The sequence below is a fragment of the Mycetocola manganoxydans genome, assembly GCF_003667545.1.
In the GTDB taxonomy this organism is placed as follows: Bacteria; Actinomycetota; Actinomycetes; order Actinomycetales; family Microbacteriaceae; genus Mycetocola_A; species Mycetocola_A manganoxydans.
This window is the reverse complement of sequence record NZ_RCUV01000005.1, coordinates 111082-137884: the sequence shown is the minus strand read 5'-3', so window position 1 is coordinate 137884 and position 26803 is coordinate 111082. Positions and strand designations below refer to the sequence as shown.

Sequence of the window (26803 nt, the reverse complement as noted above, 5' to 3'; positions counted from 1 at the left end):
GCCTACTCAGAGATCGGGGCAGACGGGGGAGCGGGCGGGGTGGGCGGCACCGAGTCGGGCGCTCGCTCGGGCGGGAAAAGGCTTGACGGGAGGTCAGGCGCCGGCCCCTTCGGCGTGTACGGCTGGTCGTCGCCCTTGCCAGGAACGAAAGCCTTGCCGAGTCCTTTGAGCGCCTCGGTCAGCTCGGACGGGATGATCCACAGCTTGTTGGCGGAACCGTCGGCGAGCTTGGGGAGGGTCTGCAGGTACTGGTACGCCAGCAGCTTCGGGTCGGGATCTCCGCGGTGAATCGCGTCGAACACGGTCGTGATCGCCTCTGCCTCACCCTGCGCTCGAAGCACGGCTGCCTTCGCATCACCTTCCGCGCTGAGGATCGCGGCCTGGCGGGCACCTTCAGCCGTGAGGATCGCCGACTGTTTGGTTCCCTCGGCGGTCAGGATGAGTGCACGGCGGTCACGCTCGGCCCGCATCTGCTTCTCCATCGAATCCTGGATGGAGAGGGGCGGGTCGATGGCCTTGAGCTCGACGCGGCCGACCCGGATTCCCCACTTACCCGTCGCCTCGTCGAGAACGACGCGCAGCTGACCGTTGATGTTGTCGCGGCTGGTGAGAGCCTCTTCGAGGTTCAGGCCACCGACCACGTTACGCAACGTGGTCGTGGTGAGCTGCTCGACGGCTCCGAGGTAATTGGCAATCTCGTAGGTGGCGGCGCGGGCATCCGTCACCTGGAAGTACACCACCGTGTCGATCGACACGACGAGGTTGTCCTCGGTGATGACGGGCTGCGGTGGGAACGACACGACCTGTTCGCGCATATCGATGAGCGGGCGGACCCGGTCGATGAAGGGAACAAGGATGTTCAATCCCGGCTGCAGCGTCTTGTGGTACCGGCCGAGGCGTTCGACGACGCCAGCTGTGGCCTGGGGGATGATCCGGATGGCGCGGAACAGCACCACGAGGATGAAGATGAGGACGACGATGCCGATGATCCAGGCGACGACGGTCCCCACGAGTTCGGTTGGGTTCTCCACTTAGGAATTCCTCTCTTGCGGGACGACCACGGCGGTCGCTCCCTGGATGGCGAGCACGCGGACCGCGGTTCCCGGTTCCAGGCTCGTAGCGGGGGAGTCTGCTGCGACGGTTGCCGTCCACAGTTCTCCGTTCGCGAGCTTGACCTGCCCGCCGATGCCGGAGACGGTCTGCACGACCTGACCCCTCGCGCCCAGGAGGGCGTCGACATTGCTCTTTGTCGGATCCTCACCCTTTCGCAGGGCGCGGAGTAATGGTGGCCGGACGAGTAAGAGGAGAAGAACGGATGCCGCAGCACCGATGAGGAGCTGGGCCCACCATGGCACCCCGATCAGACCGGACACCAGGCCGATTGCGCTTCCGATGGCGAGCATGAGGAAGGTGAATTCGAGGCTCAGCATCTCGATGGTGATGAACAGGAGGATGAGAACGATCCAAATCACCCACGTGTATTGCGCGACCCAGTCCATGCCACACCCTCTCCGGAACCCGCCTCTGGGCACCGCTTTGTTCTCGAATCTAGCAGGTCCGATGAAGGCGGCAGGGGAGTTCTTGGTAGTCTCGGAGGCCGGGAATGCCGCAGCAGGCATCCGCATTGTTCGTGAAGGAGCTCCACTCGTGTCCAACCCCCTCGCCCCAGGTTCCCTCACGGGCAAGAACGTTCTTGTCACCGGCTCATCTCGCGGCATCGGCGCCGACACGGTCCTCTACTTCGCTGAGGCTGGAGCGAACGTCGTCATCAACTTCCGCAACAAGGAGGCCAGGGCGGTCAAGCTCGCCGACGCGATTCGCGCCCAGGGAGGAACGGCCATCACGGTGGGTGCTGACCTCACCGACCCGGCGTCGGTCGCGTCGATGTTCGACACGATTCGCCAGGAGTACGGATCGCTCGACGTGCTTGTTCTCAATGCCTCTGGCGGAATGGAAAGCGGCATGGAGGCCGACTATGCGATGCAGCTCAACCGCGACGCGCAGGTCAACGTCCTCGAAGCGGCCCTGCCTCTGCTTGCCCCCGGTTCCCGCGTCGTGTTCGTCACCAGCCACCAGGCACACTTCATCCGGACAACGGAGACGATGCCCGAGTACGAGCCTGTCGCGCTGTCCAAGCGAGCCGGCGAAGACGCTCTGCGGGACCGCATGCCTGCGCTCACCGAAAAGGGCATCGAGTTCGTCGTCGTCTCCGGCGACATGATCGAGGGAACGATCACGGCGACGCTCCTGGAGCGCGCGAACCCGGGCGCGATCAGCGCCCGCAAGGACTCGGCGGGCAAGCTCTACAACGTCGGTGAATTCGCGGCAGAGGTAGCCGCTGCGGCTGTCGACCCGATTCCCGAGGAGAACACGCGCTACGTCGGCGACACGTCGGATTTCACGCGCTGAGCTTCGCTGTCGACAGCGGTGTGACCGAACTTTATGTCAAGTAACCCGGCATGACCCCGCGGAAGCGGGGCAGGGCCTGCAGCGCCGTGCGGTGCAACGCCACCAGGATTCGTCGCATCCGCTGACGCCGTGATCTCGTGTTCGTTGCTGCGACGCCCGCTCATGAGCACCAGCAGGATTTTGTGCGCGTCGGCAAGCGTGCCCGAGCCAGAACGGAGAATGACGGCTCGAGGCACCGTGGGAATCCGCGGGAGCATTCGTCAGCTTCCGACGCCGGTGCGCTCCGTGAGCTGCTCCCGTCCACGTTCGTTGTTTTGTGCCGATAATGCACATTATGTCAACAAACCGATTCGAGTGCCCTAACGGCCCGCTCTCTCGACCCTGGCTCTTTCGGCTGAGTCAGCCGACGGCAGAGCCACCGGAGCGCTCGAGCGCTCGAGCGCTCGAGCGCTCGGGCGCACTACCGAGGTTTTCACCCGCTTCGGACGAATTCACCCGGCGTAGCGGGTGAATCCGTCCGGAACGCGTGACCAGGACGCCCCGCGCCTGCCGCGATCTGTCACCGCGTCTTCGCGCGTGCCCTCCTGGGCTCGCGGACCGGCATCCCGAGTTCATCGAGCGGCGAGTAATTCTCGAGTTCGAGGCTGTGATCGATGGGTGCCGGGCACTCGAGCAGGGCGTTCGGGGTCGAGTGGTCGATGGAGTGCTCCCCCATCGGATGCCCGCACACCGGGCACGAGGGCACGGTGCCTCCGCTCCGCACACCGTCATCGGTCGAGACGGGTGGCGCACCGAAGACGGGCATGAGTTTTCGGTCGATCCACGCGGCCGAGCGAACCAGCCGGCCGTCGGTGGTCTCCGTTTTTGCTGATCGGACCATACAGCCATCGTACCGCTGATTTGACGAAACCACAGAGAACTGCTATATGCCGTTCGTCAGTCCTCGCCGAAGCCGGAAGCGACGAGATCCGCAAGCGCGTCGACCGCTTCCTTTCCATCCGGATCAGCAGTTGCGATTTCGGCGTCCCGTCCGCGGACCAGGCCGAGGGCCATGATCGCGAGGAGGCTCTTGGCATCCTTCCCGTTGACGGTCACCCGGACCGGGAACGTGCTCGCGAGCTTCACGAAGTCTGCCGCCGGCCGAGCATGAAGCCCGTCCCGGTTCACGATGGACACGACACGTGAGTACCCCGACGAAGAGGACGGCTCCGCCTGAGGGGCCTGCGACGTGCCCGCAGAATCGTCAGCTCCCGCGGATGCGTTCGCCGTCCCTGCAGCCGCTGCGACACCGTCCAGGTCGCCGCCCGTCTGCGCTGCCACCGCAGCGGCGACGCCCCCCTCCACAAGTGGCGCATCGGCGAGACGCACTCGCGCGCGGGAGTCGTCGTCGAGAAAGTCCAGCGCCGTTTCGGCGGTCAGGATCGCCGATCCGAGGTCGCAGAGAACGACGACGCCGTCACCGGAGTCAGCCTCATCGATCGCGGCGGCGACGCGGTCGAAACTCGTCCCGATCCCACCATCGTCGGTGCCACCGGCGGCGACGAGCGTGACATCCGCCGCCATCTGACGAGCCAGATCCACGAGACCCTCGGCGATTTTCGAACTGTGCGAGACGAAGACGAGTCCGACCGTCATTCGGATGCCGCGTTTCTCGCGGAGTCCGCGGCGGCCCTGAGTAGCAGCAGCGTCGACTGTGCACCGGGATCGCGGTGTCCGATCGCCCGCTCCCCCAGGTAGCTCGCGCGCCCCTTGCGTGCGATCAGGGGCTCGGTCGAGGCGGCGCCCTCGGCAGCAGCCGTTGCGGCGGCCTCGAGGATCTCCAGCTCGGACGCACCGTTCGCGTGTGCGGCGTCCGCCGCTTCGACGGCGGGGTTCCACGCGTCGATCATGGTCTTGTCACCGGCCTCGGCCTTCCCCCGCAGCACGATGCCATCCCTGGCCGCGCGGAGGATCGCGGCAACAGAGGCCCCATCGAGCTCGGCACGTCCCGCGACCGCTCCTGCAGCCTTGAGGTAAGCAGTTCCGAACAGCGGGCCGGATGCTCCACCGACCGTCGAGATGAGAGTCGTGGCCACGAGCTTCAACACGTCCGCCGGAATAGCGTCATCCGCGAGACCATCGAGCTTCGCGAGTACCGCCGAGAAGCCACGGTCCATGTTCTCGCCATGGTCGCCGTCGCCGATCTCCCGGTCGAGAGTGATCAGCTCCACCCGGTTCTCGGCGATGACGGCGGCACTCGCCCTCACCCAGTCGGTCGCCCATTCGGTTCCCAGGGTCATGTAGTTTCCTCTCGGTCGTCTCATCGTGTTCTCAACGGCCCCAGCGCAGCGCTGCGGTCTGGACAGGGGCGTCCCACAGTTCGGTGAGTTCGTCATCGAGCTTGAGTACGGACAGCGACATGCCCTGCATCTCGAGTGACGTGGTGTAGTTCCCGACCAGGGATCTGGTCACCTCGATTCCGCGGTCGGCGAGCACACGTGCAGCATGGCGGTAGGCGATGAACAATTCGACCTGCGGCGTGCCCCCCATTCCGTTGACGAGCAGGAGAACCCGGTCACCGGATGCGAACGGGATGTCGTCGATGATGGGCCCCAGCAGTCGCTCAACGATCGCGTCGGCGGGCTGCAGCTTGATCTTCTCCCGGCCGGGCTCGCCGTGAATGCCGATACCGATCTCGATCTCATCGTCTTCGAGGTGGAAGCTCGGTTCCCCCGCGTGCGGCACGACGCAAGGCGTCAGCGCGACGCCCATCGACCGGACCTGGGCGTTGACCTTTTCGGCGACGGCGGTGACGTCATCGAGGGAATCGCCGCGCTGCGCTGCCGCTCCCGCGATCTTCTCGACGAGGACCGTGCCGGCCACTCCCCTGCGCCCCGCCGTGTACAGCGAGTCCTGGACGGCGACATCGTCGTTGACTATGACCGTCCTCACGTCGACGCCCTCCGCGGCCGCGAGGTCAGCGGCGGTCTCGAAGTTGAGCACGTCGCCCGTGTAGTTCTTGACGATGTGGAGGACACCGCGCCCGCCGTCGACCGCGGTCGTTGCGGCGACGATCGGGTCGGGGGTCGGAGACGTGAATACCGCGCCGGGCACGGCGGCGTCGAGCATGCCGTATCCCACGAAACCACCGTGCAGCGGCTCATGGCCGCTTCCGCCCCCTGAGATGATTCCGACCTTGTCGGATGGGGCGTCGGTACGGACGAGGAACAGCGGGTCGGCCGAAGCGCGCACGATGTCGGCGTGCGCCGCGGCGAATCCCTCCACTGCTTCGGTGACGACGTTCTTCGGGTCGTTGATGAGCTTCTTCATTGAAATCTCCTGATCTGCGGAAACCGGGCCGGGGGCAGCCTGCTCTCAACCTAGCCGTCAGACACCCCGGGCCGTAAGGGGCTCAGCCGGCCGCGGCGCCTGAGGTTGCGTTCACCCACTCGTTGAGCTTCGCCAGCGCACGACCGGAGTCGATGGACTCCCGCGCCACCTCCAGTTGGGCGGCGAACCGGTCGAGGATGGCCGTCTGCATCTGCGACGGATCCTCCGCGAGCCGATAGGCGACGAGACCAGCGGCGGCGTTCAGCAGCACGATGTCCCGGACCGGCCCCTGCTCCCCCTCCAGAACGCGCCGGACGACGTCGGCGTTGTGCGCTGGATCGCCACCGACGAGCTGGCTCATCGTCGACCGGGGAATGCCGAGGTCGCGCGGGTCGAGGTCGTGCTCGGTGACGAGCCCCCGGCTCACTTCCCAGATGTGCGAGTGTCCGGTCGTCGTGAGTTCGTCCAGGCCGTCGTCTCCGCGGAACACGAGCGCCGTCGCCCCGCGCGTCTGGAAGACACCGACGAACAGCGGTACACGGTCGAGCTGCGCGACGCCGACGGCCGAGGCCTCCGGCCGTGCCGGGTTGCACAAGGGGCCGAGGTAGTTGAACACCGTGGGGACTCCCAGTTCGGCGCGCACGGGAGCTGCGTGTCGGAAGCCGGGGTGGAATGCCGACGCGAATGCGAACGTGATTCCCGTCTCGGCGAGAGCGGATGCGACGGCATCCGGCGACAGGGTGAGATCGATTCCCAGTTCCCTCAGCACGTCGCTGGCACCGGAGGTCGAGCTCACCGCCTTGTTTCCGTGTTTTATCACCGGTACGCCGCTCGCCGCGACGACGATGCATGCCATCGTCGAAATATTCACCGTCCCGAAGCGGTCGCCTCCGGTCCCGACGATGTCCAGCGCCATTGAATCGACGGGGAGAGTGACCGCGCGTTCGAGGATCGCGTCACGGAAACCGACGATTTCATTGACCGATTCGCCCTTCGCGCGCAGTGCGACAAGGAAGCCGGCAATCTGAGCAGAGCTCGCCTCTCCGCTGATGACCTGCTCCATCGCCCAGGTGGCTTCGGCAACGCTGAGGTCGTCCCCGGAGAGGAGCGTGGTGAGGACGGACGGCCAGCGCGGAGAATCAGACATGACCCCAAGGTTACCGAGTAGCCGCCCTTCGGCGTATTCACGGCGAATTGACGAACTCTTATAAGGCTGCCCTAACTAACGACTCGTCGCCATGGGCCCCGATTGCGAAAAACCCGCCGGGATATCGGCCATAATGGAAGAGTGACGAGCACTTCATTGAACTATGCGGCGAGAGCCCCGAAGATCAACAGACCCAACACCGTCGCTGTAGGCACCATCGTGTGGCTCGGCAGTGAGGTCATGTTCTTCGCGGGGCTGTTTGCGATCTATTTCACCCTTCGGTCTGTTGCGCCGGACCTCTGGGCGAGCGAGGCAGGCCTGCTGAACATTCCGTTCGCGGCGGTTAACACGAGCATCCTTGTCGCGTCGTCGTTCACCTGCCAGTTCGGTGTCTTCGCGGCTGAGCGGATGCAGTCCCGTTCCGTGGGCTGGAAGCCGACGCAGTGGGGCATGGTCGAGTGGTTCTTCCTCACCTATGCCCTTGGCGCGATCTTCGTCGCCGGCCAGATCTGGGAGTACGCGACTCTCGTCAGCGAAGGTGTCACCCTGTCGTCCAACGCGTACGGCTCGGCGTTCTACTTCACGACCGGCTTCCACGGCCTGCACGTCACTGGCGGTCTCATCGCCTTCCTCCTCGTTATCGGACGCGCGTACGCCGTCACCAACTTCGGCCACAAGGAAGCGACAAGCGCAATCGTCGTCTCCTACTACTGGCACTTCGTCGACGTGGTCTGGCTCGGCCTTTTCTTCGTCATTTACGTACTGAGATAGCAACCGGAGAAAGTTCGAATGCCCAAGACACCATCGCCCACCGCTCGCAAGAGTCGTAAGCAGGGACGCCGCAGCCCGCTCGCCACGATTTCGCTTCTTGCCGTCGGACTCCTCTTCACCGGTGGCGCCTTCGCCGCCTTCTCCACGAGCACCGCGAGTGCTGAGACGCCGGCGGTCGTCAGCGCAGCGAGCGTGGAAGACGGGAAGAAGCTCTTCCAGGCGAACTGCGCCTCCTGCCACGGACTCGACCTCGAGGGAACCGAAGACGCACCGAGCCTGATCGGCGTCGGAGCCGCAGCCGTCGATTTCCAGGTGGGAACCGGCCGTATGCCGATGCAGGCTCACGGCCCGCAGGCGCCGGTCAAGCCGGTCCAGTTCACCGATGACCAGATCAAGTCGATGGCGGAGTACGTCGCCACGACCGCACCAGGCCCCGGCATCCCCGACGAATCACTTCTCGACGGAGAGGGCGACGTCGCGAACGGCGCCGAGCTCTTCCGCATCAACTGCGCGATGTGCCACAACGTCGCCGGCGCCGGTGGTGCGCTGACCGAGGGTAAGTACGCACCGGCACTGACCGGAGTCGCTCCCGAGCACATCTACGAGGCGATGGTCACCGGCCCGCAGAACATGCCCGTCTTCAGCGACGCGAACCTCTCACCCGAAGAAAAGCGCGACGTCATCTCGGCTCTCAAATTCATGGAGGCGAACCCCTCCCCCGGCGGACACACGCTCGGATCGCTCGGACCCGTCGCCGAGGGACTTTTCCTTTGGATCTTCGGCCTGGGAAGCATCGTCGCACTGACCGTGTGGATCACGGCGCGGTCGAACTAGGGATCGGGCACAGAACAATGCGCAGAACTATGAAGGAGCAGCATGGCACAGGACGATAACAGCGGCACGGAACTCGCCGCTGCCGACTCGTCAGACCACGGCCACGGCACAGCACACGCCGTCGGTACGGCGGTAGTCGCCAGGGACGCGGTTCAGAACCCCGGATTCCCCCCACACCGGCCCCGGGTCACCGACCTGGATCCGAAGAAGGAGAAGAACGCTGAGCGCGCGGTTTACACGCTCTTCTACCTCTCCATCGTCGGAAGCGTCTGGGCCATCGCCGCGTACATGGCATTCCCGATCGTCCCGGAGGACATCGCTTCGGTCCGCGCAAACAACCTGTTCATCGGTCTCGGTCTTGCCCTCGCGCTCCTCGCGCTCGGCATCGGAGCTGTGCACTGGGGCAAGGCGCTCATGCACGCCGAAGAAGGTATCGATGAGCGTCACCCGGTCCGCGGAACGGTCGAGACTCGTGCGCGTGCCATCGAAATCTTCGACGAGGCCAACCAGGAATCCGGTTTCGGACGCCGTTCACTGATCCGCAACAGCCTCATCGGCGCACTGATCGCCTTCCCGCTCCCCGCGGTGGTTCTGTTCCGTGGCCTCGCCCCGGAGAACCAGAACCCAGTCGACCTCTTGAAGCACACCATGTGGGAAGCAGGCGACAAGCTCGCGCGTGACCCCTCCGGTGTGCCGATCAAGGCAGCAGATGTCACTGTCGGTTCGGTCTTCCACGTGATCCCCGAGAAGCTCGCGAGCGTCGGGCACACGGAGGGCTACCTGGAAGAAAAGGCGAAAGCCATCGTCCTTCTGATGCGGCTCAAGCCAGAAGATCTCGTCGAAGACGAGGACCGCAAGGCCTGGTCGTACGACGGCATCGTCGCGTACTCCAAGGTGTGCACCCACGTCGGGTGCCCGGTTGCACTGTACGAACAGCAGACACATCACCTGCTGTGCCCATGCCACCAGTCACAGTTCGACGTCACAAACCACTGCGCCGTGATCTTCGGACCCGCGGCTCGTCCCCTTCCGCAGCTTCCGATCGCCGTTGATGACGAGGGCTACCTCGTCGCACAGAGCGACTTCAAGGAACCTGTCGGCCCGAGCTTCTGGGAGCGTCATTGAACACCGTCACGGCCCCGGCCGAACCTACGACACCGACGCCGACGAAGAAATCCGGCGGGTTCACTGCAACGGCGTCGAACTACATCGACGAGCGGACAAGCATCTCGACCGCTGTCAAGGAACTCGGTCGCAAGATCTTCCCCGACCACTGGTCGTTCCTGCTCGGTGAGGTGGCGCTGTACAGCTTCGTCATCATCCTGCTCTCCGGAACGTTCCTGACGTTCTTCTTCCAGGCGTCGATGGCCGAAGTGCACTACGAAGGCTCCTACGTACCGCTCAAGGGCATCGAGATGTCCGCGGCGATGGCATCCACCCTCGACATCTCATTCGATGTCCGCGGCGGACTCCTCATGCGGCAGGTACACCACTGGGCTGCGCTGCTGTTCGTGGCGTCGATCGGCCTGCACATGCTGCGCATCTTCTTCACCGGTGCATTCCGCAAGCCGCGTGAACTCAACTGGGTGATTGGATTCGTCCTCTTCATCCTCGCCATGGCAGAGGGTTTCACCGGCTACTCACTTCCCGACGACCTGCTCTCGGGTAACGGTCTCCGGATCATCGACGGAATGGTCAAGGGAATTCCGGTCATCGGCACCTGGACCTCGTTCCTGCTGTTCGGTGGCGAGTTCCCCGGAACGGACATCGTTGGCCGGTTGTACTCGCTCCACATCCTGCTGCTGCCGGCGATCATCCTCGTGCTCATCGCGCTGCACCTCCTGTTCGTCGTCGTGCACAAGCACACCCAGTTCTCCGGTCCTGGGCGTACGCAGCAGAACGTCGTCGGCTACCCGATCCTCCCCGTGTACGCAGCGAAGGCAGGTGGGTTCTTCTTCATCGTCTTCGGTGTCGTCATGCTCATCGCGTCGCTGTTCACGATCAACCCGGTCTGGAACTACGGCCCGTACGACCCGTCACCGGTGTCCGCGGGAACCCAGCCTGACTGGTACATCGGCTTCGCCGACGGCGTGCTCCGGCTCGCTCCGTCGAACTGGGACATCGTGCTCTTCGACCACACGTTCTCGTTCGGAATCCTGATTCCGCTCGCGGTCGTCGGTCTGTTCATCGTCCTCGTCCTGATCTACCCCTTCATCGAAGGCTGGATCACCGGAGACAAGCGTGAGCACCACATCCTCGACCGCCCGCGCAACGCGGCGACCCGCACCGCCATCGGCTCTGCCGGTGTCACCTTCTATGCGGTTCTGTGGGCTGCGGCCAGCTCGGACATCATCGCGACGCACTTCAAGGTCACGATGGAGGGTGTCATCCACACCCTGCAGGTTCTCCTCTTCGTCGGACCGGTCCTCGCTTACTTCATCGCCAAGCGCACCTGCCTCGCCCTGCAGAAGAAGGACCGCTCGATCGCCCTCCACGGTTACGAGTCCGGACGCATCGTCCGCCTCCCCGGCGGAGAGTACATCGAGGTTCACGAGCCCGTCGACGAGTACGAGCGCTGGAACCTGGTCGGACACGAGTCATACCAGCCGCTGATGATCCGCCCGAACTCGCGCGGACGCATCACGGTGGCCCAGCGCACGCGCGCAGCGCTTTCACGCTGGTTCTTCGAGGACCGCATCGACCCGGTGACCCAGGGCGAGCTCGAGTCGTCGCACGACCACCACTAGGACCATCACCGAACCGATCGGGCAGCGTTGACCCTCCACCAACTGGCAGGAGGGCTTCGCTGCCCGTTCTGTTTCTCCCCGGGCGGACAATCTCTTCCGCTCTCCCCCACCGGCTCACTCACGCTCGGTTGCGAACACGGCCACCGTTTCGACGTCAACAAGCGGGGCTACATCTCGCTTCTGCCTCCCCGCACCCGCGTCGTCGGCGACAGCGCAGACATGCTCGCCGCGCGCGACAGGTTCTTCAGCACCGGTGCCTACGATCCCATCGCTGCAGCCGTGGCGACTGCCGTCCGGGACGCAGCACCGGCCGCGCCCGCCAGGATCGCCGAGATCGGCTGCGGCACCGGGTTCTACCTCGCTGCCGCCGCAGAGCGCCTCGGCTCGTCGGATGTACTCGCCGCCGATCTCTCTCCCGCCGCCGTCCGCATCGCTGTCCAGCGCGTTCCTGACGCCGTTGGAGTCGTCCTCGATGTCTGGCAGCCGCTCCCCCTCGCTGATGTGTCACGCGACGTGCTGCTGAGCGTCTTCGCGCCGAGGAACCTGCCCGAATTCGCGCGCGTCCTCGACGAGAACGGATGCCTTGTGGCGGTCGTTCCTACCGGCACGCATCTTCGTGAGGCCCGGGAGGCTGGCCTCGCGCTCGACGTCCCGGACGGCAAGGCCGACGACCTCGTGACCGCCGCGGATCCGTGGTTCGCCGAGGTCGCCAGGACAACCGTCGAATTTACCATGGAGCTCGACCGGGATGCACTGAGCGCGCTGCTCGGCATGGGGCCATCTGCGCACCATTCGCGCAGAGATTCCGAGTACCCGGACGGGGCGGATGCTGTGCGCCGCGTGACGGCATCCGTCACCGTTCTCACGCTGCGACGAAAGCGCTGAGGCCCGGCCCGCCGCCCGTCAGGAGGCACAGAGAAGGCCAGGCGCGTCGCGCCTGGCCTTCTCTCTATGGTGCTGGAAATCAGCGTGCGTGGAACCCGCGGTAGAACTCGTAGGTCCAGCCGATCACGGCGATCAGGACCAGTGGAGCGGCGATGAACGCGATCCAGTAGCCGACAGCAAGTCCGAGCATCAACAGGGCGCATCCGCCGGCGAGGAAGATCGGCCACCAGCTCCACGGAGCGAAGTGTCCCATCTCGGGGTCGCCGTCGTCGATGTTGGCAGTGAGCGTGTCCTCAGGGAGCTCTCCGCCCTGGTGACGGTGCACCCGGTTGAGGTAGAACCCGAGGAAGGCAGCCAGCACTGCGGACAGTGTCAGCGCGGTTGCGCCTGCCCACTCGAGCCGGCCGGCCGTCGTCGTCCAGAAGATGTAGATTCCGGCGACAAGCGTGAAGAAGACGGCAAGGATCCAGAAGAGATTGACGTTCGCCTTCATTACTTCACTTCACCTTCCGAGCGGTCGTACGTGGGGGCATCCGGGGCGTCCTTCGCCGGTCCGATACCGACGGGGATGCCGGCTTCGGGGTGGTTCAGGTCGAAGGCGGGGCGCTCGGAGCGGATCCGCGGGATCGACGTGAAGTTGTGGCGAGGAGGCGGGCAGGATGTCGCCCACTCGAGCGATCCGCCGTAACCCCACGGGTCGTTCACCGTGACCTTCGGTGCCTTGCGCGCGGTGATGTACACGTTCAGGAAGAACGGAAGCATCGACAGCGCGAGGATCATGGAGCCGACCGTCGACAACTGGTTCATCCAGGTGAAGTTGTCTTCAGGCGAGTACGTGGCGTAGCGACGAGGCATACCGACGACACCCAGCCAGTGCTGGATGAGGAAGGTCGTGTGGAAGCCGATGAAGAGCAGCCAGAAGTGCCAGTAGCCGAGCTTCTCGTTGAGCATCTTTCCGGTCCACTTGGGCCACCAGAAGTAGAACCCGCTGAACATCGCGAAGACGACGGTACCGAAGACCACGTAGTGGAAGTGGGCGACGACGAAGTAGGTGTCCGAGACGTGGAAGTCGAGCGGGGGCGATGCCAGGATCACTCCGGTGAGACCACCGAAGGTGAACGTGACGAGGAACCCGATCGCCCACAGCATGGGGGTCTCGAAGGTGACGGAACCCCGCCACATGGTTCCCACCCAGTTGAAGATCTTCACACCCGTCGGTACGGCGATGAGCATCGTCATGAGCGCGAAGAACGGCAACAACACGGAGCCTGTGACGTACATGTGGTGTGCCCACACCGTCACCGACAGGGCGGCGATCGCGATGGTCGCGTAGACCAGGGTCTTGTACCCGAAGATCGGCTTACGGCTGAAGACCGGGAAGACCTCACTCACGATGCCGAAGAACGGCAGCGCGATGATGTAGACCTCGGGGTGGCCGAAGAACCAGAACAGGTGCTGCCAGAGAATCACTCCGCCGTTCTCGGCGTCGTAGATGTGCCCTTCGAAGACGCGGTCGAGCCCGAGTCCGAACAGAGCCGCCGCGAGAACCGGGAAGGCCATGAGGATCAGCAGCGACGTGACGAGCGTGTTCCAGGTGAAGATCGGCATCCGCCACATCGTCATGCCAGGGGCGCGCATGGTGATGATGGTCGTGATGAAGTTCACTCCACCGAGGATGGTTCCGAATCCGGAGATCGCGAGACCGAGCACCCAGAGGTTTCCGCCGATACCCGGTGAGAACGTCGTGCTCGACAGGGGTGCGTATGCGAACCAGCCGAAGGATGCCGCACCCTGCGGGGTGAGGAATCCGCCGATGGCGAGCAGGCTGCCGAAGAGGAAGAGCCAGAACGAGAATGCGTTGAGCCGCGGGAATGCGACGTCGGGAGCGCCGATCTGGAGGGGCATGAGCGCGTTGGCGAAACCCGCGAAGAGCGGCGTCGCGAACATGAGCAGCATGATCGTGCCGTGCATGGTGAACAGCTGGTTGTATTGCTCTTTGGTCTCGAGCAGGGCGAGGCCCGGCTCGAACAGCTGCGCACGGATGATAAGGGCCATCACGCCGCCGACGCAGAAGAACAGGAACGACGAGATCAGGTACATGTACCCGATGGTCTTGTGGTCCGTCGACGTGATCCAGTTGACGAGGACGTTCCCCTTGCGCGCAACCGTGTTCTTGTTGACAACCCGAGCCTGGCCGGCTGGGATCTCGATGGTGGTAGCCATGGCTAGTTACCCTCTTCCTCGGGGCGATCCGGGGAGTCGATGCCCGGGAGTGTTGCGTTGCGGGAGAATTCGTCTCCGAAGTCGCCGATGTTGCCTTCGTCTGCGAGACCCTGCAGGTAGTTGTCGTACTCCTCCTGGGAGACGACCTCGACGTTGAAGAGCATCAGGGAGTGGTATTCACCACAGAGCTCAGCGCACTTGCCCGCGTATGTCCCCTCACGCTCGGGGATGAACGACATGTAGTTCGTCTTTCCGGGGAACATGTCCTTCTTGTACAGGAAGTCGATGACCCAGAACGAGTGGATGACGTCACGCGATTCGAGCGCGATCGTCACCTTCTTGTCGACGGGCAGGTACAGCGTCGGAAGCTGTTCCTGGTCGATGGTGCCGCGTTCGGCACCTTCTTCTTCCTGAGCCTGGATGCCTGCGGTCCAGACGTCTTCGCCATCGACACCGTCGGTGTAGACGAAGTCCCACGCCCACTGCTTGGCGAAGACGGAGATCTCGACGTCGGGGTCGTCGTGGTGCGTCTCGATCGCGGCCTGGTCGCGCGCGGTGAACGCGAAGAAACCGAGGACGAGGATGAGCGGCACGATCGTGTAGAAGATCTCGATCGGCATGTTGTAGCGCATCTGGACGGGAAGGCCGGTCTGGCCCTTCCTGCGGCGATAGACGACGATCGCCCAGAGGATGAGGCCCCAGGTCAGAAGACCGACGCAGAGGAGGACGATCCACGAGGTGGTCCACAGCCCGGCTATGCGCTCGGTGTGGTTCGTGACGGGCGCTTCGCCCTCCACAAAACCTGGAAGATAGCCGTTCAGTTCGGCCTGGGTACAGCCGGCCAGGACCACGGCGAGCGTGATGGCGACCGGTACAGCAGCCCATCGGAGTCGAGGATTCGAGCGCACCTGGGACCTTTCGATGACAGTGTTATTACAGCCTTCAGTCTAGCCCGATCCCCGCACCCGCTCTCGACCATTTACCGGGCGCGGCCCGGTATCCGGCGGTCGCGGTCGACTTAAATGATGTAGAGGACCCGCCGTTCCCGGCGCGCCCCCTGCATCGAATCCTGAAAAACCGCCTAGTGGAAGCTGTCTCCGCATGCGCAGCTGCCGCCCGCGTTGGGGTTGTCGATGGTGAAACCCTGCTTCTGGATGGTGTCTTCGAAGTCGATCGATGCACCGTCCAGGTACGGGACACTCATCTTGTCGACGATGACTTCGACGCCGCCGAAGTCGACGGTGGCGTCCCCGTCGAGCATCCGCTCATCGAAGTACAGCTGGTAGATCAGACCGGAGCAGCCGCCGGGCTGCACGGCGACGCGCAACCGGAGGTCGTCACGGCCTTCCTGCTCGAGCAGGCTCTTCACCTTGGCTGCTGCCGTGTCGCTCAGCCCGACTCCGTGGGCGGGCGGGGCGGATGTCAGCGTCGTGTCGCTCATGACTCTCCTTGGTAGGTCGTGCTTTCGGGTACTGCCACAATCGTCTTCATTCTACGCATCGAAACCGTGTGGAGGCTGGAGGGATCAGGCGGATGCCACGTGGCTGGCGTCGTTGAGCCTGCCGAGGAGCAGCGCCTCGGCGAGGATCGCCCGGGAGAACACTCCGAGGTGCAGCGACTCGTTGGGGCTGTGGGCGCGGGAGTGCGGATCCTCGACCCCGGTCACGAGAATTTCCGCCTCGGGGAATTCCCTCACGAGGTCGGCGATGAAGGGGATGGAGCCGCCGATGCCGAGCTCCACCGGTTCGACACCCCAGGCATCCGCCATCGCCCGTTTCGCTTCGCCGACGGCGTACCCGCTCGTGTCGACGAGGAACGGGTCGCCGAGGTCGAGGTCGTCGATCTCGACCGTCGCTCCGAATGGGGCGTTTGCGGTGAGATGCCGCTGGATCGCAGCCTGGGCATCCTTCGCTGTCTGACCTGGCGCCACCCGCACGCTGACCTTGACGGAGACCGTGGGAGAGAGTGTGTTCGAGGCGTTCGCCACGGACGGGGCATCGATCCCGGTCACGGTGATCGATGGCTGGGACCAGATCCGGCTGAGGATCGTGCCGGTGCCGATCGGGCTGACGCCGGGGAGGAGACCGGCTTCAGCGCGCAGCTGCTCTTCCGTGTACTCCGGGGTGACGCCATCGTGGCGCGTGAGCCCGTCGACCGCGACGGACCCGGCGTCGTCCCAGAACGTGGACAGCAACCGGATCGTGGCGAGCATGGCATCCGGAACCGCTCCCCCGAACATTCCGGAGTGCGAGGCGTGCTCGAGCGTCGTCACAGTGAGCCGGAAGGTGACGTTGCCGCGCAGCGCGATGGTGAGGGCGGGTGTCTTCTCATCCCAGTTGTTCGAGTCCGCGACGATGATGGCGTCCGCGGCGAGGGCCTCGCGATTGGCCCGGAGAAAGTTGGCGAAGGAGCGGGAGCCGAACTCTTCCTCTCCCTCGATGAAGAGGGCGAGTCCGAGGTCGAAGTCGTTCCCGACCGCTGCCGTCAGCGCACGGAGAGACGCGATGTGTGCCATCACTCCGGCTTTGTCGTCGGCAGCCCCACGGCCGTAAATGCGGTCACCGCGTACTGTGGGCTCGAACGGCTGGGAGTCCCAGTCCTCGTCCTTGCCGGGCGGCTGGACGTCGTGGTGGGCGTAGAGCATGACCGTCGGTCTGCCGTTCTTCGCGCGACGCGTGGCGAGCACGGCCGGCTGCCCGAGTTCCTCGGTCTCACCGATCGGGGCCTGCAGGACCTCGACCGACTCGAAGACGCCCGTGTCTCGTGCCAGGGTCGCGACGGCTTCCGCGCTCGCCCGCACGTGAGCGGGGTCAAAGGCAGCCCAGGACACGCTCGGAATCCGCACGAGTCTCGACAGGTCGGCGATCGTCGACGGCAGAGAGCCGGCCACCGCATCCCGGATCGCGGAGTCGGAGGAGGAGGTTTTCGGCTGGACGTGCTCGTCGGTATCGGTCATGCAGGTAATCTTAAGAGATATCCAGCGCAAGGACTCATCGTGACCAAGCACACTTCAGGCTCGTCCCCCGAGCCCATCATCGAAACCGCCGAAGAGACGGCTGACCGTCTCGCCGGCAACAGCGGTAAGGGGCGGCCGACGCCGACCCGCCGTGAACGCGAAGCGCTCAACAAGCGACCGCTTGTGCCTGGCGACCGCAAGGAAGCGGCGAAGGCAGCCAAGGCGAAGATGGCCGAACAGCGCGAGAAGGCCCGGATCGGCCTCGCCGCCGGTGACGAACGGTACCTGCCAGCGCGCGACCGCGGCGTGCAGAAGCGATTCGTGCGTGACTACGTCGACTCCCGGTTCAACATCGGCGAGTTCCTCATTCCGGTGATGTTCCTCGTCATCCTGCTCACCCTGTTCCCGCCGCTCGTGCAGGTCTACGCGATGCTCCTGCTGTGGGTGTTCTTCGCCATCGCTGTTCTCGACGCGGTGTGGCTCGGGATGTCGGTGAAGCGCAAGCTCGCTGCCAAGTACGGCGCTGACGGGGTCGAGCGCGGTGTCCGGTGGTACGCCGCCATGCGTGCGTTCCAGATGCGTGTCCTCCGTCTGCCCAAGCCGCAGGTCAAGCGGGGCCAGCGCCCAGCCTGACCTCGACCGGACTCCGTCTCAGCGTGAGCTGAGCGCGCTGAGTCCCCGGTTGATCTGGCGCGCCCACAGCGGTCCGCGGTACAGGAACGCCGTGTAGCCCTGAACGAGGGTTGCGCCGGCGGCCAGTCGTGCGGCGACGTCTTCAGCCGTCTCCACTCCCCCGACGGAGATCACGCAGAGGTCGCTGGGGACGACTGACCGGATGAGACGAAGCACTTCCAGGGACCGGTCGGCGAGGGGTGCTCCCGAGAGACCACCGGCACCGGCCGCTTCGACGACGGCGGCCGGGGTCGACAGTCCGCTCCGCGCAATCGTGGTGTTCGTGGCGATGATCCCGTCCAGTCCGACCTCGACGGCGAGTTCGGCGATTCTGCGCACCTCGTCGTCGCTGAGGTCAGGAGCGATCTTCACGAGCAGCGGAGTGCGGCCTGCGGCCTGTTTCACTTCCGTCAGGAGTGGGGCGAGCTTGTCGAGCTCCTGCAAACCGCGCAACCCGGGAGTGTTCGGCGAACTCACGTTGACCACGAGGTAATCGGCGACGGGCGCGAGGAGCTTCGTGCTCGTGAGGTAGTCCGAGATCGCGTTGTCCACACCGACGACACGGCTCTTGCCGATGTTCACTCCGAGCACCGGGCGGTTGGGAATGCCGCGGACGCGCGCGAGTCGGCGGGCAGCGGATGCCGCTCCCCCGTTGTTGAAGCCCATCCGGTTGATGACAGCGCGGTCGGGAATGAGGCGGAACAGCCGCGGCTTCGGGTTTCCCGGCTGGGAGTGAGTGGTCAGCGTTCCGACCTCCACATGGCCGAAGCCGAGCGCTCCGAGGCCGACCACGCCTTCACCGTCCTTGTCGAATCCGGCGGCGAGACCGAACGGCGTGTCGAAGTTAAGGCCGAGGGTGTCGACGCGGATGTCCGCGCTCGGCCGCGTGAACCGTCGGACGGCGCCGTCGAGGCCGATGGTGGGCAGTGCCCGGATCACCGCAAAAGCGAGGTGGTGGGCGCGTTCAGGATCGAGCCTGGACAGGACGGAGGAGAAAAGAAAGCGATACATGCCGATGCAAGGGTATCGTGCCTGCGGATCAGGCCTGCGCGTGCTCCCCCGCGGCATCCGCTTCCTCGTGCTCGCTGCGGAGCAGGGTGATGGCGTCCTCGAAATCCTCGAGCGAGTTGAAGGCCTGATAGACACTCGCGAAGCGCAGGTACGCGACCTCATCGAGTTCGCGAAGCGGCGTGAGGATCGCGAGTCCGATCTCGTTCGCGTCGATCTGGCTGGTGCCGGTCTGCCGGATCGACTCCTCGACCTTTTGCGCCAGGATCGCGAGATCGGAGTCCGTCACCGGTCGCCCCTGACACGCCTTGCGCACGCCGGAGACGACCTTTTCGCGGCTGAACGGCTCCACGACACCGCTGCGTTTGATGACGTTGAGGCTCGCGGTCTCGGTCGTCGAAAAACGGCGTCCGCATTCCGGGCACTGCCGGCGGCGGCGAATTGAGAGACCGTCGTCACTCGTGCGCGAGTCGATGACACGGGAATCGGGGTGACGGCAGAACGGGCAATACATGCGTCAAGACTACCGCTGCCGAGTTCGCCTTCGGCTGGCGCTGGAATCGCCGCCTCGTTCGCGTCAGTGAGCGGGGAACCTTGCGGTGACAGCGTCCCCGTGCGCGGGGAGAGCCTCGGCATGTGCCAGTGATACGACATGTTCTGCGACTCCGGCGAGAGCATCACGGTCGTATTCGATGACCTGCTGCGGCCGGAGGAAGGTGTGCGCGCCAAGACCGGACGAGAACCGCGACTGGCCGCCGGTCGGCAGCACGTGGTTCGAGCCTGCGAGGTAGTCGCCGACGCTGACCGGCGAGTGCGCCCCGAGGAAGATCGCGCCGGCGCTCGTGATCGTGGCGAGCACGGCCTGATCGTCCTCGGTCTGGATCTCGAGGTGTTCCGGCCCGTACGCGTTGCTGAACCGCGCAGCCGCTGCGAGGTCGTCGACGAGCACGATCGCAGACTGTGGTCCGCCGAGAGCTTCGGTCACCCGGGCGGAGTGTTCCGTCGAGTCGGCGAGCCTGGACAGTTCCGTTTCGACCGAGCGAGCGAGATCGACTGAGTCGGTGACGAGCAGAGATGCCGCCGCCTCATCGTGCTCTGCCTGGCTCACGAGGTCCGCGGCGACCAGAATCGGGTCGGCCTTGGCGTCCGCGATCACCAGGATTTCGGTCGTCCCCGCCTCGGAGTCGATGCCGACGACGCCACGGACGAGGCGTTTCGCGGCCGCGACGTAGATGTTGCCAGGACCGGTCACGACGTCGACCGGATCGAGGTCCAGCGAGGGCACCCCGTAGGCCAGGGCACCGATGGCGCTCGCACCTCCCATGGCGTAGACCTCGTCGACGCCGAGGAGACCTGCGGCGGCGAGGATGGTCGGGTGCACGGCCCCCCCGTGGTCGTGCTGGGCGGGCGAGGCGATCGCGATGGATGCCACTCCGGCGACCTGAGCGGGGACGACGTTCATGACCACGCTCGACGGGTAGACAGCCTTTCCACCCGGGACGTAGAGTCCAACCCGGTCGACAGGCTGCCAGCGCTGGTGAACGGTAGCGCCCGGCGCCAGTGTCGTTGTGACGGGGTTGGGCACTTGAGCTCTGGTGGCTTCGCGGACGCGCTCGATTGCCGCTTCGAGTGCGACTCGCACGGCGGGATCGAGCGAAGCGACGGCATCCGCTATCGCCGACGGCTCTACCCGGATCCGCGCACCGGCGACTCCGTCGAACCGCTCGGCATGCCGGCGAATGGCGTCTTCCCCGTCTGCCCTCACTTCGTCGATGAGGGTGGCAGCGGCGGCCGAAGCGACGGAAACGTCGACGACCGGGCGCGGAATGAGGGCAAGCAATTCGGCGCGGCTAGGCTGAATTCCGCGAAGGTCGAGAGTCTGAATCATGTTGACCCCAGCATATCCGGCGGTCCTGAACGGAATAACCCTGCCACGTCCACGTTGATCTCACACGCAGGGAAGCCGCAGGCGCTCGCCCCGAAAGGAACACACAGAATGAACCCGATGCAGCCCGATCTGGATGCTTTCAAGGCCGCGTTCCGCCGTCACGCCGCTGGCGTCGCGGTGGTCACTGCCATCGACAGCACCGGGACCCCGGTTGGCTTCACGGCGACATCGCTCGCGTCCCTCGCCGCGGTTCCTCCGCTTGCGACCTTCAACATGGCGAGGAGTGCCAGTTCCTGGCCGGCGATTTCGTCGACCGATCGCGTCGTGATCCACATGCTCGGTGCCCGGAACCGGCGGGTCGCCGAGATCATGAGCGGCGACAACGCCGCGCGGTTCATCGGCGACCACTGGCACATGGGCGACAACGGTCTGCCGATTCTCGATGGTGTGACCACCTGGATGAGCGGCAGGATCATCGAACGATTCCCCGTGCACAACAGCGCAGTCGTCGTCGTCCAGATCGAACGCGGCGCGATCGGCGAGGATGACGAGCCGTTGATCTACCACGAGCGCCGATATGTGCGCCCGGGCGACATCGCCTGAGGCTAGCTAGCCGCGGGTGATTCCGTCGAGGTCGTGAAGCACGCCGATGCGTCCATCATCGTGCCGGATCACGAGTTCGGATCCGCGGTCGACCACCGCAAGAGCCCACGCGGTGGGGCCGATCTCGAACACCGTCGCCCCTGACACTTCGTCGACCACCGGACGTGGCACCGGAGAGTAGACCCAGAACGGTTGGGTGGAAAAGACTGCTGTCGCCGATGCCGCACCCGGCGTCGCCTGTTCTGGACGCGCCCCCGTGTCTGGCCGGACTGCTTCAGGCTCGGCGATGTCCGATTCCGCGCTGTCTGATCCGGCGCTGCCCTCGCTCGCGGGCTGGCCGGACTCCCCGACGGCTTCCACGGAATCCACACGGGTATCGGTCGCCTGCCTCCCGGAAGCGGCTTGCGCAGACACATGGCTGAAGGCTGACACCGGCGCTGACACCTCATCGTGGCGCTCATCGTCGACGTCACCCGGTGATGCTGCGGCACCGGGTTCCGGGTCCACAGCGGGCACATCGGTCGCGACGAATCCGGGCGCGAACGCCTGCGGCTCGCCGTGCGCTCCGTCGTCGACGGTGCCAGCGGTGCCTTCGGTTGCCGAGTTCGGTTCGCTGACGCTCTCCTGGAACTCGTCGAACGGCACAGCAGCTGTTCGCTCGGCGGAGATCCCGGAAGATTCCGCGGCGCTGGCGGACGGCGGGCGAACCGGCTGCCCGGCGATCGTCCGTTCGTCGATTCCCTCGTCATCGCGCGGCTGCTCGGCGAGGCTCAGCCCGGCGCTTTCTTCAGCGCTCGGGACGTGCTCGTCCGCCGCTACAGCGGGAGCCGATCCGCGTCGCTGGTATGCGGCGAACTCACCTGGCCCCGCCTGCTGCAGCGGAAAGCCTGATTCACCCTGCGCCTGAGGCAACTGCTCGCCGGGAATCTGTTGTTCCGGGCGGGGGCGGCGAGGGACGGCGTCGGCCGGACGCGCAGTCCGGTGGGCGGATGCGTCACCTCGCCTGGTGAAATCGGTGTTGAACGCTGGAATCACAGGGGCAAGCGTCGTGAGAACGACGGCGGCCAGGGAGAACAGCAGACCGACGATCACGCCGGCGCCCGGCGCCAGGATCTCGCTCCCGCCGCCGAACCAGGCGGGGAATCCGACGATCAGGAACAGTGCTCCCAGGTAGAACCCGGCTGTCACGACGGATGCCGCTGACGCGAACTGGTCGACGGACAACGAGCCGACCCGGAGGCGCCTGGTCGGCGAAAGCCGCCGGCTCACGATCAAAACTGCTGCGGCGACGAGGACGAGAGCCGCGGGAATGGCGAGCCAGGGGGCTGGAGCCCACGCGCTCGAGTAACCGAAGAGATCGCTGTAGTCCCCGCCCAGGAACGGGAGGAACGACGCGAGGAACACGATTGCTGTCACACCGAGGAACAGGATCTCCCGCAGCGTGAACGGACCGATGCCGTACGGCACCCCTGAGGCATCCGTTCTCGGCCGTGGCGGCCGGGCGGGCGCCTGCCGAGATGACTGCGGGTAGTGTTCCTGGGCAGGTGCGGGCTGAACCGGCTGGTAGACCGGCGGGTTCTGCTGCGGGAACGGCTGCTGCGGATAACCACCCTGCTGTGGATACGACTGCTGCGGATAGCCGCCCTGCTGCGGGAACGGCTGCTGCGGATAACCACCCTGCTGCGGGAACGGCTCCTGCGGATAGCCGCCCTGCTGCGGGTACGGCTGCTGCGGCACGAACGGTTGCTGCGGCTCCGGCTGTCCCTGACCGGAATCCCGAGGTTCAGGCGGCGTGGTCGGGTTCGTCATGGGGATCCTTCGTTCGCGGCTGTACAGGTGTTTGGGGGGCACGGGGCCGACACGGTTCGAGCGTACGTCATCCGAGGCAATTGGGCCCGAGCAGTGATTTCAGCTCGCCGAACAGGTCAGGCGTGACCTTGACGGGATAGGGAATCTCGAAGAGGCGGGCGACGTCTCCGCGCACCAGCTTGAGCCGCACTTCGGCATCCCCGGAGTGACGGGTCAGGATGCCGCCGAGTTGCGTGACGAGCTCCGTCGTCGCCCGTGCGTCTGGCATGGTGAGCGTCAGCGGGCCCGAGACTCCGCCCTGCTCGACATCGGGCGAGAAGATGCTGTAGGCGTGCAGGTTCATGCCGTCATCGCGCATGCTGACGCGACCTCGGACGACGACGACGGAGTCGTTAATGAGCGTCGGTGCGAACTCGAGGTACGCCTTCCCCATGAACATCACGGTGATTTCACCGCCGAAGTCCTCGACCTGGATCATGCCGTACTGGTTGCCTGATGTCTTCGCCACCCGGTGCTGCACGCTCGTGACGAGGCCCGCGATGGTCACGGTGTCGCCGTCCTGCGTGTGCTCCGAGGTGAGGAGGTCGGTGATCGTGGTTGTCGCGTGTTTCGCGAGCTGTAATTCGAGGCCCGCGAGGGGATGGTCGGACACGTAAAGACCGAGCATCTCGCGCTCGAACGCAAGTTTGTCCTTCTTCGACCACTCGGGCCGGTCAGGAGCGGACTCTTCGGGCGCATCGAGATCGAAGATCCCGCCGAACAAATCCACCTGGCCGTTGGCCTCGTTGCGTTTGAGGCTGACCGCGCTGTCGACGGCATCCTCGTGGACCTCGATGAGTCCGCGACGCGTCGCGCCGAGCGAGTCGAATGCTCCTGCTTTGATCAGCGACTCCACCGTGCGCTTGTTCGCGACAGGGAGCGGGACTTTGCGGAGGAAGTCGTGGAACGAGGTGAATGCACCCTCGCTTTCGCGAGCAGCGCGGATCGCTTCGACGACGTTGAACCCGACGTTCCTGACCGCGCCGAGCCCGAAGCGGATGTCCTCACCGACGGCGCGGAAGAACCCGATGGACTCGTTGACATCCGGCGGGAGGACCTGGATTCCCATGCGCCGGCATTCGTTCAGGTAGATCGCCGCTTTGTCCTTGGAATCCCCGACGCTCGTGAGCAGGGCGGCCATGTACTCGGCCGGATAGTGAGCCTTGAGGTAGGCGGTCCAGTACGACACCACCCCGTAGGCGGCGGAGTGCGCCTTGTTGAAGGCGTAGTCGGAGAACGGAAGCAGGATATCCCAGACGGCTTTGATCGCTGCGTCCGAGTAGCCGCGTTCGCGCATGCCGCCGCTGAAGCCCTCGAACTGTTTGTCCAGTTCGGACTTCTTCTTCTTGCCCATCGCCCGCCGCAGGATGTCCGCCTGGCCGAGCGAGAAGCCGGCCAGCTTCTGCGCCACGGACATGACCTGCTCCTGGTAGATGATGAGACCGTGGGTCCCACCGAGGATCTCCTGCAGGGGCTCTTCGAGCTCGGGGTGGATCGGCGTGATCGCCTGCAGCCCGTTCTTGCGCAAGGCGTAGTTCGTGTGGGAGTCAGCACCCATCGGCCCCGGCCGGTACAGGGCGATGACCGCGGAGATGTCCTCGAAGTTGTCGGGTTTCATCAGGCGCAGGAGGCTGCGCATAGGACCGCCGTCGAGCTGGAAAACGCCGAGGGTGTCGCCCCTGGCGAGTAGTTCGTACGCACCGGTGTCATCGAGGGGAAGCGTCTCGAGCTCGATCCGCGTGCCGCGGTTCGATTCGATGTTGTCGAGCGCGTCGCTGACGATCGTCAGGTTCCGCAGCCCGAGGAAGTCCATCTTGATCAGCCCGAGGGCTTCACACGCCGGGTAGTCGAACTGGGTGACGATCTGGCCGTCCTGTTCCCGCTTCATGATCGGGATGATGTCGATGAGGGGGTCGCTCGACATGATCACACCAGCAGCGTGCACACCCCACTGTCGCTTGAGGTTCTCGATCCCCAGAGCGGTGTCGAAAACCGTGCGTGCCTCGGCATCCGTCTCGACGATCGTGCGGAGGTCGACGGTCTCCTTGTATCGCGGGTGCGTCTTGTCGAAGATCCCGGTCAGGGGGACGTCCTTGCCCATGACGGGAGGCGGCATCGCCTTGGTGAGTTTGTCGCCCATGCCGAAGGGGAAGCCGAGAACGCGGGACGAGTCCTTGAGCGCCTGTTTCGCCTTGATCGTGCCGTAGGTCACGATCTGCGCGACGCGTTCGTCGCCGTACTTCTGGGTGACGTAGCGGATCACCTCACCACGGCGCCGATCGTCGAAGTCGACGTCGAAGTCGGGCATGGAGACACGGTCAGGGTTGAGGAACCGCTCGAAGATGAGACCGTGCACGATCGGGTCGAGGTCGGTGATCTTCATCGCGTACGCGACCATCGAACCGGCACCGGAACCACGGCCAGGACCCACCCGGATGCCGTTCTCCTTCGACCACTTGATGAAGTCGGAGACGACGAGGAAGTAGCCGGGGAACCCCATCTGGACGATGACGCCTGCCTCATAGTTGGCACGCGCTCGTACGTCGTCTGGGATCCCGCCGGGGTACCGCTCGACGAGTCCGCGCTCGACTTCCTTGATGAACCAGGTTTCTTCGGTCTCACCGGCGGGCACGGGAAAGCGCGGCATGTAGCTTGCGCTCGTGTTGAACTCGACGTCGCAGCGCTCGGCGATGAGGAGCGTGTTGTCGCACGCCTCCGGGTGGTCGCGGAACAATTGCCGCATCTGCTGAGCGGACTTGAGATAGAACTCGTCGGCGTCGAACTTGAACCGGTTCGGGTCGTCGAGCGTGGAACCGGACTGCACGCACAGCAGTGCAGCGTGGGCCTTCGCATCGTGGGCGTGTGTGTAGTGCAGATCGTTCGTGGCGACGAGGGGAAGATCGAGTTCTTTCGCGAGCCGGAACAGGTCGGTCATCGTCCGGCGTTCGACGTCGATGCCGTGGTCCATCACCTCGCAGAAGAAGTTGTCCTTGCCGAAGATGTCCCGGAACTCGGCGGCAGCCGCCTTCGCTTCGTCGTACTGCCCGAGCCGCAGTCGCGTCTGGATCTCACCACCGGCGCACCCCGTCGTCCCGATGACTCCCTTGGCGTACGTGGCGAGTACTTCACGGTCCATCCGCGGCTTGAAGTAGTACCCCTCGATGGACGCGAGAGACGACATCCGGAAGAGGTTGTGCATGCCCTCCGTCGTCTCGGACAGCAGCGTCATGTGCGTGTACGCACCGCTGCCGGAGACGTCGTCGCGGCCCTGGGCGCTCGTGCCCCAGCGCACCCGGGTTTTGTCGGTCCTGTGTGTCCCGGGGGTGATGTACGCCTCTGTACCGATAATCGGCTTGATTCCCGCGGCGGTCGCCGTCGACCAGAAGTCGAAGGAGCCGAACATGTTGCCGTGGTCGGTGACCGCGACAGCGGGCATCCCCTCGGCGACAGCGGCCTCGATGAGCGGTTTGACGCGGGCCGCGCCGTCGAGCATCGAGTACTCG

Annotated in this window: 25 protein-coding genes; 8 read left to right on the top strand and 17 right to left on the bottom strand. The window is 65.1% G+C overall.

Annotation, left to right across the window (positions count from 1 at the left end):
* Positions 1 to 2: 2 nt before the first annotated feature.
* Positions 3 to 1010 (bottom strand): SPFH domain-containing protein, encoded by a 1008-nt coding sequence (locus D9V29_RS04610; RefSeq protein ID WP_373294778.1) that lies wholly within the window; start codon positions 1008 to 1010, stop codon positions 3 to 5.
* 21 nt (positions 1011 to 1031) lie between these two features.
* Positions 1032 to 1499 carry an NfeD family protein gene (locus D9V29_RS04605; protein ID WP_121672156.1) on the bottom strand — a complete coding sequence of 156 codons (468 nt, stop codon included), beginning with the start codon at positions 1497 to 1499 and terminating at the stop codon, positions 1032 to 1034.
* Between the two features lie 148 nt (positions 1500 to 1647).
* Between D9V29_RS04605 and D9V29_RS04600 the strand changes: the two genes are divergently transcribed.
* Complete coding sequence (locus D9V29_RS04600; protein ID WP_121672327.1) at positions 1648 to 2409, top strand: SDR family oxidoreductase; 762 nt, start codon at positions 1648 to 1650, stop codon at positions 2407 to 2409.
* A 559-nt stretch (positions 2410 to 2968) separates the two neighbouring features.
* Here D9V29_RS04600 and D9V29_RS04590 read toward each other — a convergent pair.
* The 5 genes from D9V29_RS04590 to trpD form a co-directional block, all read right to left on the bottom strand.
* A complete protein-coding gene (locus tag D9V29_RS04590; RefSeq protein WP_121672154.1) occupies positions 2969 to 3289 on the bottom strand; it encodes a hypothetical protein in 321 nt (106 codons plus the stop codon).
* A gap of 56 nt (positions 3290 to 3345) precedes the next feature.
* Positions 3346 to 4044 (bottom strand): dihydroxyacetone kinase phosphoryl donor subunit DhaM, encoded by a 699-nt coding sequence (gene dhaM / locus D9V29_RS04585; protein WP_121672153.1) that lies wholly within the window; start codon positions 4042 to 4044, stop codon positions 3346 to 3348.
* Complete coding sequence (dhaL, locus tag D9V29_RS04580) at positions 4041 to 4688, bottom strand: dihydroxyacetone kinase subunit DhaL (protein ID WP_121672152.1); 648 nt, start codon at positions 4686 to 4688, stop codon at positions 4041 to 4043. The genes dhaM and dhaL overlap by 4 nt, the downstream gene beginning before the upstream one ends.
* 31 nt (positions 4689 to 4719) lie before the next feature.
* Complete coding sequence (gene dhaK, locus D9V29_RS04575; protein WP_121672151.1) at positions 4720 to 5718, bottom strand: dihydroxyacetone kinase subunit DhaK; 999 nt, start codon at positions 5716 to 5718, stop codon at positions 4720 to 4722.
* Between the two features lie 82 nt (positions 5719 to 5800).
* Entirely contained in the window at positions 5801 to 6865 is a 1065-nt protein-coding gene (trpD, locus tag D9V29_RS04570) for an anthranilate phosphoribosyltransferase (RefSeq protein WP_121672150.1), read from the bottom strand.
* A 141-nt stretch (positions 6866 to 7006) separates the two neighbouring features.
* Between trpD and ctaE the strand changes: the two genes are divergently transcribed.
* From ctaE to D9V29_RS04545, 5 genes are read left to right on the top strand one after another with little or no spacing between them, the layout of a single operon-like run.
* A complete protein-coding gene (gene ctaE, locus D9V29_RS04565; RefSeq protein ID WP_121672149.1) occupies positions 7007 to 7636 on the top strand; it encodes an aa3-type cytochrome oxidase subunit III in 630 nt (209 codons plus the stop codon).
* A gap of 18 nt (positions 7637 to 7654) precedes the next feature.
* Entirely contained in the window at positions 7655 to 8470 is an 816-nt protein-coding gene (gene qcrC / locus D9V29_RS04560) for a cytochrome bc1 complex diheme cytochrome c subunit (RefSeq protein ID WP_121672148.1), read from the top strand.
* A 42-nt stretch (positions 8471 to 8512) separates the two neighbouring features.
* Positions 8513 to 9595: a cytochrome bc1 complex Rieske iron-sulfur subunit gene (qcrA, locus tag D9V29_RS04555; RefSeq protein ID WP_121672147.1), complete on the top strand. Its 1083-nt coding sequence runs from the start codon at positions 8513 to 8515 to the stop codon at positions 9593 to 9595.
* Positions 9592 to 11217 (top strand): cytochrome bc1 complex cytochrome b subunit, encoded by a 1626-nt coding sequence (qcrB, locus tag D9V29_RS04550; protein ID WP_121672146.1) that lies wholly within the window; start codon positions 9592 to 9594, stop codon positions 11215 to 11217. The genes qcrA and qcrB overlap by 4 nt, the downstream gene beginning before the upstream one ends.
* A 27-nt stretch (positions 11218 to 11244) precedes the next feature.
* A complete protein-coding gene (locus D9V29_RS04545) occupies positions 11245 to 12102 on the top strand; it encodes a methyltransferase domain-containing protein (RefSeq protein ID WP_121672145.1) in 858 nt (285 codons plus the stop codon).
* Between the two features lie 79 nt (positions 12103 to 12181).
* On the opposite strand, the gene D9V29_RS04540 is transcribed toward D9V29_RS04545, so the two are convergent.
* The 5 genes from D9V29_RS04540 to D9V29_RS04520 form a co-directional block, all read right to left on the bottom strand.
* Positions 12182 to 12595: a cytochrome c oxidase subunit 4 gene (locus D9V29_RS04540; RefSeq protein WP_121672144.1), complete on the bottom strand. Its 414-nt coding sequence runs from the start codon at positions 12593 to 12595 to the stop codon at positions 12182 to 12184.
* Complete coding sequence (gene ctaD / locus D9V29_RS04535) at positions 12595 to 14325, bottom strand: aa3-type cytochrome oxidase subunit I (RefSeq protein ID WP_121672143.1); 1731 nt, start codon at positions 14323 to 14325, stop codon at positions 12595 to 12597. The genes D9V29_RS04540 and ctaD overlap by 1 nt, the downstream gene beginning before the upstream one ends.
* Positions 14326 to 14327: 2 nt before the next feature.
* Positions 14328 to 15233 (bottom strand): aa3-type cytochrome oxidase subunit II, encoded by a 906-nt coding sequence (ctaC, locus tag D9V29_RS04530; protein WP_121672142.1) that lies wholly within the window; start codon positions 15231 to 15233, stop codon positions 14328 to 14330.
* A gap of 173 nt (positions 15234 to 15406) precedes the next feature.
* Positions 15407 to 15766, bottom strand: a complete 360-nt coding sequence (locus tag D9V29_RS04525; RefSeq protein WP_121672141.1) for a HesB/IscA family protein — start codon at positions 15764 to 15766, stop codon at positions 15407 to 15409.
* 84 nt (positions 15767 to 15850) lie between these two features.
* The gene (locus tag D9V29_RS04520; protein ID WP_121672140.1) at positions 15851 to 17281 is read right to left on the bottom strand and encodes a dipeptidase; all 1431 of its coding nucleotides are present in this window, start codon (positions 17279 to 17281) and stop codon (positions 15851 to 15853) included.
* A gap of 39 nt (positions 17282 to 17320) precedes the next feature.
* On the opposite strand from D9V29_RS04520, the gene D9V29_RS04515 reads away from it, so the two are divergent.
* Positions 17321 to 17914 (top strand): DUF3043 domain-containing protein, encoded by a 594-nt coding sequence (locus tag D9V29_RS04515; protein WP_229790355.1) that lies wholly within the window; start codon positions 17321 to 17323, stop codon positions 17912 to 17914.
* Between the two features lie 18 nt (positions 17915 to 17932).
* Here the strand turns inward: D9V29_RS04515 and D9V29_RS04510 are convergent, their stop codons facing one another.
* The 3 genes from D9V29_RS04510 to hisD all read right to left on the bottom strand — a co-directional run bounded on the left by D9V29_RS04510 (position 17933) and on the right by hisD (position 20849).
* Positions 17933 to 18964, bottom strand: a complete 1032-nt coding sequence (locus tag D9V29_RS04510; RefSeq protein WP_121672139.1) for a quinone-dependent dihydroorotate dehydrogenase — start codon at positions 18962 to 18964, stop codon at positions 17933 to 17935.
* Positions 18965 to 18992: 28 nt separating this feature from the next.
* On the bottom strand, positions 18993 to 19475 hold the full coding sequence (gene nrdR / locus D9V29_RS04505) for a transcriptional regulator NrdR (protein WP_121672138.1): 483 nt from the start codon (positions 19473 to 19475) through the stop codon (positions 18993 to 18995).
* A gap of 63 nt (positions 19476 to 19538) precedes the next feature.
* Positions 19539 to 20849, bottom strand: coding sequence for a histidinol dehydrogenase (gene hisD / locus D9V29_RS04500; protein WP_121672137.1), 1311 nt, complete (start codon positions 20847 to 20849; stop codon positions 19539 to 19541).
* Positions 20850 to 20957: 108 nt separating this feature from the next.
* On the opposite strand from hisD, the gene D9V29_RS04495 reads away from it, so the two are divergent.
* Positions 20958 to 21452: a flavin reductase family protein gene (locus D9V29_RS04495; RefSeq protein ID WP_121672136.1), complete on the top strand. Its 495-nt coding sequence runs from the start codon at positions 20958 to 20960 to the stop codon at positions 21450 to 21452.
* Positions 21453 to 21458: 6 nt separating this feature from the next.
* On the opposite strand, the gene D9V29_RS14875 is transcribed toward D9V29_RS04495, so the two are convergent.
* A complete protein-coding gene (locus D9V29_RS14875; protein WP_183084912.1) occupies positions 21459 to 23261 on the bottom strand; it encodes a hypothetical protein in 1803 nt (600 codons plus the stop codon).
* A 67-nt stretch (positions 23262 to 23328) separates the two neighbouring features.
* On the bottom strand, positions 23329 to 26793 hold the full coding sequence (gene dnaE, locus D9V29_RS04485) for a DNA polymerase III subunit alpha (RefSeq protein WP_229790373.1): 3465 nt from the start codon (positions 26791 to 26793) through the stop codon (positions 23329 to 23331).
* Positions 26794 to 26803 lie beyond the last annotated feature (10 nt).